Below are 12,759 nucleotides of genomic sequence, written 5' to 3' on the forward strand. Positions count from 1 at the left end.
TTATAACATTAATTGCCAAAGGTACGCCTTTTAAACTATTTATTTTTTACAATAATTCTCAAATTGACTAGCTAATTGTATTGTCTTACTTTTTCATAATCACCAATTGCATAGCAAGCGACTTTTAAACTTGCAAGAGCTTGTTCTTCAGTGCGGGAATCTTTAATATTTCGAGCTAAGTTTAAACGTTGTTCGTAGTAATCAATTGCTTTTTGATAATCACCTAAAGCTTCATGAGCTACACCCAATTTGCCCAAAGATTCTTCTTGTGCTCTTTTATCATCAATTTCTCGAGCAATTTCTAAACTTTGTTTGTAATAAGTAACAGCTGTTATATTTTCTCCTAAAGCATAATAAGCGTTACCAAGATTTTTTAAAACTTGCTCTTCACCCCATTTATCTTTGAGTTGACGTGCAAACTCTAAACTTTGTTCTTGACATTCAATTGCTTGTGGTAAATTATTTAATGCTTTATATACTAATCCTAAATTATTAAATGCAGCAACTATAGAGCGACAATCTTTTAATTCCCGACATATGTGCAAACATTGCTGCAAATTATCAACAGCTTCCTCATATCTACCTAAGTGGCGCTGGGCGTTACCTAAGTAAGAAAATGCTTGTATTTTCATCTGCAGATTCTTAGAATCTTTGATCACCGACAAACATTCTTGGGAATAGACGACTGCACTTTTATAATCTTGTAAATTGTAAGCCGCAAGCGCTAAACAAGAGAGTGCTTGTCCCTGTTGTTGTAATTTCCCAAATGCTTGAAATAATGCTAGTGCTTGCTGCAGAGACTCAATCGCTCTGACAAACTCACCAACTTGTTGATGTTGAATACCATGCTGTAAGAACCTAGTTGCTCGTGATGAATAATCCTCAGCTTCTTTTTTGCTTATGGGCTTTTCTATATAAAAATCTTCATATGATTTTTCATCGGAATTTTCATAAAAATTGTGGGTTATTGTGTCATGTTTCCCGAGTACGAAGTCGTTTTCTGATATTTGTACGGAAACAGTATTTTTACAGGTAGAATCACATCCGCCTTCGCTCATGAAGCAATACCTATTTTATGTGGCTTTGAGTCCAGTGTTCCCAATGTTACTTTTCTATTTCCACCTTAAAGATATACTTTATAACAACTTCATAAGAAATATATTTCTATTTACCTTATATATTCCCATGCATTTGATTGGTTTTTCTTTAATAAGCGATATTTACAAGAAATTAACACTAGATAAGATATAAAATATCAAGAATATTATTTCAATAACTTTTAATAGCATAAGCCATGATTCCAGTTAAATCAGAATCATTAACTTCTATGGAAATTAGAAATACTTCAGTACAGAGAAATCTTCAAATTTATCAGTCAGTTCGAAGATTGGGCTGGCTAGTAGGGGGAATTATTTTGAATCATTTTACATTACTTGGTTTAGTTGTCCTAGGACAAGAAAGTACTGATTTACTTATTAATCAGCAAAAAGAAGCATGTAATACATTCAAGACAGAGAAATCAAAAGATAAACATTTAGATATTGCTTCTACTGGTCTAATACCTGGTACGCAGACCATATCAAATGAATTACAAAAAGTGCAAGTTCAACTAGTAACTGCAAGAAATCGCTTTAAAGAGAAGCATCCAGTTATAGTCAATTTAAAAAGGAGAGAAACAGCACTTGAGAAATTATTATTGGAGCGTGTAAAAAATACCTGCCAAACTTTAAAGTAAATATACAAATTTTATCTGATCTTATTTGTACTTTTTACTTTTGTAGCACTACCTAATAAGGTTAGGACATCGCTAAATCCGGCAAAGCTATGATGTGTAAACTTTTTATCGTCGGACCCCTTAAGTAATGTTAGTCATAAGCACGGTCTTTTCTTACTTCGTATTTGCGCGCAGCGCTACATCATTACACTACATCATTCCAATAGCCAACCAAATAATTCCCCAAGAGTTAATTGAAAAGTTTTAGCAAAATCAGGTACGGGTAAAATATCTGTTGCGAGTTCAAAAAATGCAGGTTGCTGTTTAGGAAAATAAACCAATACAGACTGTTCGCTGGGATCTATGAGCCATCCCAATTGGGTACCATTATCTAAAAAACAATAAAGAATATTTTTGGTGACTTTAGTTTGACTTTGCTCTGGAGATAAAATTTCAATTGTCCAGTCCGGTGCAATCTTAAAAGAATCAGCTACTTCACTATTGCTATCACGGGGTATTCTCTCCCATGTAAATACACTTATATCAGGTACGGTGGAACGTTCGCCAAAGGTACATCTGAGTTCAGAGAACGCACGAGCAGTTTTTTGAGGTTTGAGTGCAAAATTAATGGTAGTGGATAGTTCAGTCTGAATCGTACTATGTTTTCCTTTCGGCATTGGTTTCTGAATAATTTTTCCGCCTATGTATTCACTGGAGGGCTTAGTTTCTGGTAATGTTAAAAACTCTTCTAGAGTGATGGATTTAGATGAAGTTGTAACCATAATGTGGTTTTCCGTTCAATCCTATGGTTGTCTTGATTGCATTTTACCTTGATCGCCCCAAGGGACAAATTTAATGTTATGACCCGTTATGGGTACTTAGCATATTTGATACTACTACTATCAGGATGCCGATGGATTTAAGCGATGAATTTAACTTCGGCTTGTCACAATATCGTTCGCCGCAGCCCATTGTCCGATGTCTTGTTTTTGAATTGCAGCAGCCATTAAATCCGGGAATTTATCGGGACTACAAGCAAAAGCCGGAATATTCATTTGGGAAAATTCTGATGTAACTCTGCGATCGTACATAGGTGCACCTTCATCGTTTAACGCAAGTAGAGTAATTACTTGCACTCCAGAATTCACCAATGCAGCAACCCGTTTTAGCATTTCTTGACGATTACCACCTTCATATAGATCGCTAATCAGCACCAAAATTGTATCTTGGGGTTTTTGTACAAATCCTTGACAATAAGCCAAAGCACGGTTTATGTCTGTACCTCCTCCCAACTGAGTGCCGAATAGTAAATCTACAGGATCTTGAGCCTCATCTGTTAAATCTACAACAGCCGTATCAAACACAACGATCCGCGTTTGAATTGCAGGTAGTGAAGCCAAAACCGCTCCAAAAATACCCGCATAAACTACAGAAGTTGCCATCGAACCACTTTGATCGACACATAAAATAATATTGCGTAAGGAACTACGTTTGCGTCCATAACCAATGCGAATTTCTGGAATAATTGTTCGATATTCCGACTGATAATGTTTGAGATTGGCGCGGATAGTGCGGTTCCAGTCAATTTCGTTATGACGAGGTCGACGGTTACGGATAGCGCGATTAAGACTTCCCATGACAGCTTGATGGGTTGGGTGTGTTAATTTACGTTGCAGTTCTTCCACAACCCCACGAACCACCTGACGGGCGGTATCCTTAGTTTTGCTTGGCATTACGCCGCTTAAAGACAGCAAATTTGCAACCAAATGTACATTCGGTTCCACAGCTTCAAGCATTTCTGGCTGTAGTAACATTTGTCGCAAGTTAAGGCGTTCAAGTGCGTCTTTTTGCATCACCTTAACAACTGATGAAGGAAAATATGTACGGATATCACCCAACCAACGAGCTACTTTAGGTGAAGAACTCCCCAACCCGGCAGAGCGTTCTGAGTCATATAATGCATTTAGGGAGTTATCGATGGTAACATCAGCACCACTCAATTTACAGGCAGTACCGTCTTGTGCGCTGCCGAGAATGAGTCTCCAGCGTCGTAGACGTTCATCTTGGGGGTTTTGGGACATATTGTTTAAGTTTAAGTTCAATTCAAATTTAAGTTCAATTCAAATTTAAGCTCAATCCAAATTTAAGCTCAATCCAAAGTAAGTTCAATCCAATAAGTTAAAAATCAATTCAAAACAAATATTAATTATTCAAAATTATTTTTTGCAAAAATTTTCTCTCGACTTTCGTGAGACCAGGCTATAAAAACAAAACTGAACTAAAAATAACTAAAAATTTACAGTATCAAAGTATTACCATGTCTATTTAGATACTGACCATATGTCTTAAAATCAGTATTCTTGTAAAAGTTATCAGTTAACAGTTAACAGTTACTAGTTAATAGCTAACACTGCGCCTTCACAGGCTACAATTACCAATTACTAATTACAAGTTACCATTTACCATTTACAAATTATTGCAATGAGAACCAAGCAACCGATTAAGATGAAAGTCATATGCATTCCCCATAGCTGTTCATTCTGATCTAATGCCTGTATCGCGCCTAGTTACGCTGATTATCGGTCTGATTGTTATTTTGGCACTCAGCCTGTGGCTGATTGATTCTTTGTCGCGACTGTATTGGCAGTTGTCATATTCTTCTCCTTTTTTGGGCAATCTGTTGTTATTATTGCTGATTGTTTTACTTGGAGTGATTATTGCAGCTTTTGTTTACTATATTTGGATAATTAAAGTAGGAGAACAGCGCACTCGAGGACGTTCCGGGAGGAAAACCCCCCAGTTAAAAATACCAGAAGCCAGAACAGAAGTTGCTTCTTCAACCCTCAAAGCTGTGAAACAGCAAGTCGAACAAATTCAAGATGAAGTGACCCGCCAAGCTTTACTCACTAAATCTCGAGAAATTGAAGTTAGCTTAACCCGTGGTGAGATTCAGGTAGTTGTATTTGGTACGGGGAGTGCAGGTAAAACCTCCTTAGTTAATGCCATCATTGGGCGTATGGTTGGGAAAGTCGATTCACCAATGGGAACAACCCAAGTAGGAGAAACCTACTGTTTGCGCCTCAAAGGTTTAGAACGGAAAATATTAATTACCGATACACCTGGAATTTTAGAAGCAGGAGTTGCAGGAACTGAAAGAGAAGAATTAGCCCGTTCTTTGGCAACTGAAGCAGATTTACTATTGTTTGTGGTAGATAACGATTTGCGACTTTCTGAGTATGAACCATTACAAGCATTAGCGGAAATTGGTAAGCGTTCGATCGTTGTACTTAATAAAATAGATTTATATACAGAAGAAGATAAAGAAAGAATTTTAGCAAGATTGCGACAACGGGTAGGAGGATTTATTGCAGCTAATGATGTTGTCGCTATAACTGCAAATCCCCAAGCTGTAGAGTTGGAAAGTGGGGATATATTCCAACCTGACTTCGACATTTTGCCGTTAATGCGCAGAATGGCAGCTATTTTACGTTCCGAAGGTGAAGACTTAGTTGCAGATAATATTTTGCTGCAATCTATGCGCTTGGGAGAAGAAGCACGCAAACTAATTGATGCCCAGCGTCGCCGTCAAGCTGATAAAATTGTAGAGCGTTTTCAGTGGATCAGCGCTGGTGTAGTTTCAGTAACACCTTTACCTGTTGTTGATTTACTTGCAACTGCTGCAGTTAATGCACAAATGGTAGTAGAAATTGGCAGAATCTATGGTTGCGAATTAAATATGGAGCGCGGACGGGAGTTGGCGCTTTCTTTGGCAAAAACTCTTACAAGTTTGGGGATTGTTAAAGGTGCCGTACAATTAGTTTCTACGGCGTTACAGCTAAATATTGGTACCTTAATTATCGGTAAAGCAATCCAAGGCGTAACCGCGGCTTACCTCACACGGATTGCTGGAAAAAGTTTTGTGGAATATTTCCGTCACGATCAAGATTGGGGTGATGGAGGAATGACAGAAGTGGTACAAAAACAATTTCAACTCAACCGCCGAGATGAGTTTGTTAAGGCTTTTATCCAAGAAGCGATCGCGCGGGTTGTAAAACCCCTAACTAATAAATCGGAACCGATAGAAGAAGAGTTAGAGCAAGGTGATACTAAATCCGGGTGAATTACCCTTTTTTGAAATGAGATGGGGAGTGTGGGAAGAATGGGAAGTGTGGGAAGAGTGGGGAATGTGGGTAGGTATATTTTTAGTTGCAATCTTAGTTAAATTATCTTTATCTCTACTTGAATACTATTTTTTATCAATGATTTTATCGTAGCTAAAATTACAAAATTTGAGATTTATGTTTGCCACTTGCATTATTATGCATACCTAAAAATAAATGCTTGGCATCATGACTTTTGTAACATAATAAACAATTTTGTCTGAATATATTTATCTGTAATATTGACAGATAAAATTTCTACCTAAATTTATTTCTTAGTACACCAACTAATACTTAGAGTTTTCCTTACTCTGTATCTAAAATTTGTATTTATACTACATGCTCATATCCTCACACCTTTTTTTACAAAAACTAAATTCATAGATTTCACAGGTCAACTATCATGCTGTGTGAAACTTTTAATTCAGCCTTAAATCATCATAATGTTAGTATTTTTAATTACAAAATGATGACTTTAAGAAATACTATTAAAGCTATTTGCTTGATAAAAAGCGTGTATTTTTTATTATTAAATGGACTTTATAATTTGTAAGCATGAAATATTAACTTTAAGATAGTTGACTATGCTCTCTTGGTGATAATATTTTCATTGTTGATATTTTTTAGAATTAAAATACTTAAAACTTGCATGTGAATCAATAAAAACAATCGAGTTTAAAGCAACACAAAAATAAAATTACATAAACCCAATTAATTTGTATTCTCGAATACTATTTATTGGGAATCCAAATTCCTTAAATATAAACCAATTGATCAATAAACCGCAGTAGCTATTCAAATATAGCGAGCCAGTACAAAACATATGTGTATCATTTTCTACTTCATTTCCGGAAAGTCTTAAAAATTACAGAACTAATAGATTAGGAGTGAATAAACAGCCAACTCATGACTCTCCCCACGATCGGTAAAGTATTAAAAGCGCGTTATCAAATTGTCCAAAGCTTAGGTGCGGGGGTTTTTGGTCAAACATACATAGCTGTAGATGTAGACCACCCCAGAAACCCTAAATGCGTAGTTAAACAATTAAAAGTCAGTAGTTCTCTACCTAGTTATATAGAAACATTGAGGTTACGCTTTCTTACCGAAACCGAAACTTTAATTCAACTGGGACATCACAGCCAAATACCAGAACTTATAGCCTGTTTTGAGGAAGATGAGCGATTTTATCTAGTACAAGAATTTATTGAAGGACACTCACTAAGTGCAGAATTACCAGTTCAAAGAGATTTAAACTATCTTTGGAGCGAAGGTGAGGTAATTTCTTTTTTAGAAGATGTTTTAAATATTCTAGAATTTATTCATGCCAGAGGTGTAATTCATTGCGATCTCAAACCAGAAAATTTAATCAGGCGCATTTCTGATAATAAGTTAGTCCTGATTGATTTTGGTTCTATACAACCAATTGATTTTGGTATTGATGCAGAACTTCCGATTTACAGAATTCCCGTAACTTCTTTAGGATATATTCCACCCGAGCAGTTTATTGGTCAAACAAAACCCAATAGTGATATTTATGCTTTGGGTATGATTGCAATTCAAGCTTTGACTGGTTTGACTCCATTGCAATTAAAAATAGATCCCGAATCCAACGAAATTATCTGGCGTTCTAAAGAGACTGTAGTTAGCGATTATCTTGCTGCAATTATCAGTCAAATGATATGTTACGACCACAATCAACGCTTTCAGTCAGCCCCGGAAGTTTTACAAGTACTCCAACAAATTCCAGCAGAAGCTAGAAAACCAACAGTTATTCAACCCAACTATAGTGCGTTCTATGAAGATCTGATAGAAAACGAGCGAGAGTCTTCATCTTCAAAGCCTTCCATTCTTACAGGAATTAAATTTGGCTTAGCGGCTAATTCTCTGGTTATGGGTTTGGGGGTATATTCCCTGGTACAAAACTCTCCAGGATATGTAGGGAAAGAGGCTGTATACAAAGCAACAGAAGAATTTCAATCAGGCGATCTAGACCGAGCGGTCGCCTTGATGAGGTCGATCCCCAATAGTAGTAAAGTCTATTCTGAAGCTCAAAATACTATTGATGAATGGGAAAATGAATGGAAAATAGCAGCAAAGCAATATCAAGCAGCCGAAACGGCTTTGAATCAGAAGAAATGGTCGGAAGCGATCCAAGCTGCAAATTTAATTCCTGATATTCTATATTGGCAATCTAAATCAGATAAGTTAGTTGAACAAGCTAAAGCCAAGATAGAAACTCAAACTCAGAATTTATTAAATAAAGCTTACAAACAAGCTGAGTCAAAAAATTTTGGTACTGCTTTAGAATACTTGAGTCAAATTCCAGCTGAAAACTCTACTGGAAGTCTGGTACAACAAAAACTAGCAGAATATAAACAAAAGCGAGATATTCGTTCTGTTCACCTATTGCAACAAGCTTATAACCAAGCAGAGAAAAAGAGATTTGATATTGCTTTAAAATTCCTCCGTCAGGTTCCGAAAAATTCTTCAGCATATCCTACTGCTCAAGTAAAACTTATGGAATATGAGGAAAAACAAGGTTCGCAAACAACAAAAGATAATTCAGTTTCGAGCAAAGTTTCGAGCAAATTTTCTAGTAAAATCGAATCTTTACAACCTGAAGAATCTGTACCACAAAAATCAACCACACAGTTTAATCATTTTCAACCAGGTGATTTTTTGCAAGAAATCAATATTTAAGGAGGGATCCCAGTTTTACAAAATTGGGATGCTTACTTTCTATGAACGGTAATAGCTAACTTGTAATTTATAATTGGTAACTGTAATTTGTAATTGGTCGCTAGTCGTTGGTCGTTCGTTACAAGAACTTCGGTTGAAGCCGATAATTTTTGCAGATGTAAAACAAATGGCAGATGACAAATGACCAACACATAGTGACAAATTACCAATGACCTATCAATCTAAATCAGAATTTTCTAAACCCGAAATTTCACAAAATCGCAAACGCTTACCTAATCAGCGCTGGTACATATACCCGCAGAATTTAGAATTAGCAAACAAGCTGGCTGAATCCACGAATTTATCGCCCATCATTAATCAACTACTAATTAATCGTGGAATTGAAACAGTAGAACATGCACAGGTCTTTTTAAGTCCAGAATCATTAAAATTACCTTCCCCGTTGGAAGAATTTCCCGATCTTGCTATTAGTCTGGAGTTATTACAACACAGTATTGCTACAAAAGAAAAAATTGCTATTTGCGGTGACTATGACGCCGATGGAATGACATCTACTGCTTTGTTATTAAGAAGTTTGCGTTGGTTGGGTGCTCAAGTAGATTATGCGATCCCCAGTCGCATGCATGAAGGTTATGGGATTAACAAACGTATCATTGAAGATTTCCATAATGAAGGTGTTGGGCTGGTTCTAACGGTAGATAACGGTATATCTGCATTTGAACCGATCGCCAGAGCGAGAGAACTGGGTTTAAAAGTAATTGTCACCGACCACCATGATATTCCCCAAGAGTTACCCCCAGCTAATGCTATTCTCAATCCCAAATTAATTTCACCGGCTTCTCCTTACTATGGAGTTGCTGGGGTAGGTGTAGCATATATTTTGGCGGTGTGTCTGGCTCAACAAATGGGGTCGGTGCAAGATATAAACAAGCCGATGCTGGAATTATTTACTTTGGGAACCATTGCAGATTTGGCTCCTTTGATTGGGGTGAATCGTCGCTGGCTTAAACGTGGTTTACAATTATTACCCAAATCAAGTTTACCTGGCGTCCAAGCTCTAATTCAAATGTCTGGGGTGCAAGCAAGGGGTATGGAATCACAAAATAATTCTCCATCGCTAACTCCAAATGCAAATATAAATTCAGATTCACGATCGCACATAAATTCAAACTCAAATATAAATTCAAGCTCAAATATAAATTCAAATACGACTAATAATTTAAATCGAAATCCTAATAATAAATCTTTAAAAACTTTAAAACCAGAAGATATTGGTTTTCGCTTGGGACCGCGAATTAATGCGATCGGTCGAATTGGTGACCCCCAAATAATTATTGAATTACTCACCACTGATGATATGGGAATAGCCCTCGAACGTGCAATGCAATGTGAGGGTATTAACCGTCAACGTCAGGAAATGTGTGAGGAAATTGAGCATGCTGCGATCGCAGTTGTAGAAACAGAATATCTTTTATCTCTCAAAGATGACCGGGTACTGGTAATCGTACAACCAAATTGGCATCATGGTGTGATTGGTATTGTTGCTTCTCGGTTATTAGAACGTTATGGCGTTCCGGTGTTTATCGGTACCTACGAAGATAATGAAACTATTCGCGGTTCTGCGCGGGGAATTCCCGAATTCCATGTATTTGAAGCCTTAGAATTTTGCGACGACCTGTTAGGTAAATATGGTGGACATAAAGCTGCGGGGGGATTTTCCTTACCTGCAAAAAACTTAGATGCTTTCCGTCAACGCTTGAGTGAATTTGCTAATCAGTGTTTAGAAGTTCACCATCTTAAATCTCTTCTCAAAATTGATGCTCAAATAAACTTCGATCGAATCAATCATGAGCTTTATGAGGAATTAAATACTTTAGAACCCTGTGGGATAGAAAATCCCGATCCGATATTTTGGACCCCTGACGTCCAGGTTATGGACCAAAAAACAGTTGGTAAAGGTCATATTAAATTAACATTGTGCCAAACTATTGGCGATCGAAATCATAAAATTAAGGCGATCGCATGGCGCTGGCGCGATTATTTCCCTTTACCCAAACGAGTAGATATCGCTTATAAACTTCGAGAAAATCATTTTAATGGTAATACCACTATCGAATTGGAAATATTAGGAGTTAGACTTCCAGACCGTTCTAATTTATTTCCCAAAGTAATAAAAAAACCAATTAAAAGTTCTTTTGAGTACAATCAGCGTCACTACATCTGTGCGATTTATCCCAATCAGTTTTCAGGCGAATTAAGAATTAAAAATCCAGAAGGTATTGTTTTAGCTGTCGAGTTGGGAAAAAATACCGGTTTACTAGGAGCAAATCGCCAAGAAGCACAAACTGTTGATATATCCGAACAACGCTATCAAGTAATTATTCAAGTCGCTTGGAATGCTTTATCGAGACTTTTAGAGGATATTTAAAAATTCATACTATATAGCAATCTTAAGGAATGTAGATTTAAGGAATATGGATTAAATAAAGTACAAAAGTAGGGTGCTGTTAGCATTGCGTAACGCACCATTCCAAATTTCAGAATCATATCATGTCCGCTTAATTACTTATGAAAAAATATGCTTGTAGTAGCGCTTTAGCCCCATAGTAAAGATATTGGCGTATTAGCGCTCAAGCGCTACTACGAACCTTATCGCAAGTGTTTTACCGGACATGATATTACAAGTTATTAAATTCTCATTTCTAAATCATTCGTGAAAATAAATTTCGTGAAAATAAATATTGTTTCAGCAACGCCAATTTTTAAACTATTCAGCAAGCCCCAATTAGTTTTTTATTTGACAATTAAATGTTTTATACGATACCAATGTTTTCTACCTTTGTGACAAATAATTGTTACAAATATGTCCCAATAATGCAATTGGTTTATGGTGCAAATTCAGTTATTTGGCAGAAAATTTCTATGGACAAATGACATCTTATTTCCGGGTGCAATATGGCTGAGTAGTCGATTACTAGTTTGGATAATAATGCTGTACGTGGCTCCCAACTTACCCGCACCTCCCGGAGGTGTATCTCCTCAATTTGGTTGGGAAGTCTTTAATTTTTGGGACAGCGGACATTATTACAATATCGCTACAAATGGCTACGAATTTGCTAACGACGGTGGAGAACATAATGTCGCTTTCTTTCCCCTATTTCCCTTGGTGCTAAGGGGATTGATGATTTTGGGTTTGCGGTTTGAAATTGCTGGAATGTTAGTGAATAACTTGTCATTTTGTTTGGCATGTTATTGTTTGTACTTCTGGATTAAACACCATAATGGCACTAAAGCAGCAATCTGGACTATTGCAGTTCTAGCTTGGGTTCCAGCTTCCATGTTTGCAGGTGTCATTTATACTGAAGGGCTCTATTTATTTCTTAGCATTGCAGCATTACAAGCTTTTGATCGCAAGCAATATATCTGGACTGCTTTGTGGGGTGCAATGGCTACAGCAACTCGTCCCACGGGAATCGCTCTTGTTCCAACTTTTATAATTACTGCTTGGAAGCAGCGTAAACCAATAGGTGCATATTTTGCTGGATTCGCTACTGCGATTGGTTTGCTTCTATATAGTCTTTATTGTGCCATTCAATTTGGCGAACCCCTTGCTTTTATCATTGCTCAGAAAGGATGGCGCGATTCTTTAGGATTTGAATGGCAAAGTTGGTTGAAAATGTTAGTGCAAATAGTTGCAGGTACGAGCAATTGGAAACATGGGTCAATTCAAGATCCTTGGCATCCAATTTTATTTACACTGATTATTACTCTGGGTTATTTATTATGGCGTTCCCGATCCAAAGTGGGTACAGAAAAAGTTGGTAGTGGAATTATTGTTTTAACTTTCTTACTTTGGTTATTAGCTGGAGATCCCTTAGTAAATACTATGGCGACCATTGGTAGTAGTTATTTATTGTGGCACCTGCGCCAGGAGCTTAGTACGATCACGGTTATATATGGGTGGTGTGGCTTGGGATTACTTTTTGCTTCTGGAAGCACTATGTCACTAAGTCGCTTGAGTTACGGTATTGTCTCTACTAGTCTTGTATTGGGGATACTTTTATCTCGTTATTCCCGTTGGGGGTATTTAAGCTTAAGTTTTTTTGCAATTATCCTAGCTAGTCTATCTGTAAGATTTACTCAACAACTTTGGGTGGGCTGAGAAAACTGTCATCCGAATAAATA

Annotated in this window: 9 protein-coding genes; 6 read left to right on the plus strand and 3 right to left on the minus strand. The window is 37.0% G+C overall.

Going from position 1 to position 12,759, the window contains the following annotated elements; translation table 11 throughout:
* Window positions 1–71: 71 nt before the first annotated feature.
* Window positions 72–1,058, minus strand: coding sequence for a tetratricopeptide repeat protein (locus BC008_RS01235; protein WP_027844645.1), 987 nt, complete (start codon window positions 1,056–1,058; stop codon window positions 72–74).
* A 236-nt stretch (window positions 1,059–1,294) separates the two neighbouring features.
* On the opposite strand from BC008_RS01235, the gene BC008_RS01240 reads away from it, so the two are divergent.
* The gene (locus tag BC008_RS01240; protein ID WP_058182977.1) at window positions 1,295–1,735 is read left to right on the plus strand and encodes a hypothetical protein; all 441 of its coding nucleotides are present in this window, start codon (window positions 1,295–1,297) and stop codon (window positions 1,733–1,735) included.
* 194 nt (window positions 1,736–1,929) lie between these two features.
* Here the strand turns inward: BC008_RS01240 and BC008_RS01245 are convergent, their stop codons facing one another.
* Window positions 1,930–2,496 (minus strand): Uma2 family endonuclease, encoded by a 567-nt coding sequence (locus tag BC008_RS01245; protein WP_027844642.1) that lies wholly within the window; start codon window positions 2,494–2,496, stop codon window positions 1,930–1,932.
* Window positions 2,497–2,646: 150 nt separating this feature from the next.
* Window positions 2,647–3,795: a VWA domain-containing protein gene (locus BC008_RS01250; protein ID WP_027844641.1), complete on the minus strand. Its 1,149-nt coding sequence runs from the start codon at window positions 3,793–3,795 to the stop codon at window positions 2,647–2,649.
* A gap of 467 nt (window positions 3,796–4,262) precedes the next feature.
* Here BC008_RS01250 and BC008_RS01255 point away from each other — a divergent pair, with 467 nt between their 5' ends.
* The 5 genes from BC008_RS01255 to BC008_RS01270 all read left to right on the plus strand — a co-directional run bounded on the left by BC008_RS01255 (window position 4,263) and on the right by BC008_RS01270 (window position 12,736).
* Entirely contained in the window at window positions 4,263–5,834 is a 1,572-nt protein-coding gene (locus tag BC008_RS01255; RefSeq protein ID WP_027844640.1) for a YcjF family protein, read from the plus strand.
* 16 nt (window positions 5,835–5,850) lie between these two features.
* On the plus strand, window positions 5,851–5,988 hold the full coding sequence (locus tag BC008_RS50245; RefSeq protein WP_201026065.1) for a hypothetical protein: 138 nt from the start codon (window positions 5,851–5,853) through the stop codon (window positions 5,986–5,988).
* Window positions 5,989–6,780: 792 nt separating this feature from the next.
* Window positions 6,781–8,574: a serine/threonine-protein kinase gene (locus BC008_RS01260; RefSeq protein WP_027844639.1), complete on the plus strand. Its 1,794-nt coding sequence runs from the start codon at window positions 6,781–6,783 to the stop codon at window positions 8,572–8,574.
* 208 nt (window positions 8,575–8,782) lie between these two features.
* A complete protein-coding gene (locus tag BC008_RS01265) occupies window positions 8,783–11,002 on the plus strand; it encodes a single-stranded-DNA-specific exonuclease RecJ (protein ID WP_058182978.1) in 2,220 nt (739 codons plus the stop codon).
* A gap of 459 nt (window positions 11,003–11,461) precedes the next feature.
* Window positions 11,462–12,736 carry a mannosyltransferase family protein gene (locus BC008_RS01270; protein WP_027845414.1) on the plus strand — a complete coding sequence of 425 codons (1,275 nt, stop codon included), beginning with the start codon at window positions 11,462–11,464 and terminating at the stop codon, window positions 12,734–12,736.
* Window positions 12,737–12,759: the final 23 nt, after the last annotated feature.

It is taken from the genome of Mastigocoleus testarum BC008, from assembly GCF_001456025.1.
Taxonomy (GTDB): Bacteria; Cyanobacteriota; Cyanobacteriia; order Cyanobacteriales; family Nostocaceae; genus Mastigocoleus; species Mastigocoleus testarum.

What these genes read in the sequence shown, in the direction of transcription:
- BC008_RS01265 (WP_058182978.1), top strand. Translation starts at nt 8,783, where the DNA reads ATGACCTATCAATCTAAATCAGAATTTTCTAAACCCGAAATTTCACAA.
- BC008_RS01255 (WP_027844640.1), top strand. Translation starts at nt 4,263, where the DNA reads ATGCCTGTATCGCGCCTAGTTACGCTGATTATCGGTCTGATTGTTATT.
- BC008_RS01245 (WP_027844642.1), bottom strand. Translation starts at nt 2,496, where the DNA reads ATGGTTACAACTTCATCTAAATCCATCACTCTAGAAGAGTTTTTAACA.
- BC008_RS01270 (WP_027845414.1), top strand. Translation starts at nt 11,462, where the DNA reads ATGGTGCAAATTCAGTTATTTGGCAGAAAATTTCTATGGACAAATGAC.
- BC008_RS01260 (WP_027844639.1), top strand. Translation starts at nt 6,781, where the DNA reads ATGACTCTCCCCACGATCGGTAAAGTATTAAAAGCGCGTTATCAAATT.
- BC008_RS01240 (WP_058182977.1), top strand. Translation starts at nt 1,295, where the DNA reads ATGATTCCAGTTAAATCAGAATCATTAACTTCTATGGAAATTAGAAAT.
- BC008_RS01250 (WP_027844641.1), bottom strand. Translation starts at nt 3,795, where the DNA reads ATGTCCCAAAACCCCCAAGATGAACGTCTACGACGCTGGAGACTCATT.
- BC008_RS01235 (WP_027844645.1), bottom strand. Translation starts at nt 1,058, where the DNA reads ATGAGCGAAGGCGGATGTGATTCTACCTGTAAAAATACTGTTTCCGTA.
- BC008_RS50245 (WP_201026065.1), top strand. Translation starts at nt 5,851, where the DNA reads ATGAGATGGGGAGTGTGGGAAGAATGGGAAGTGTGGGAAGAGTGGGGA.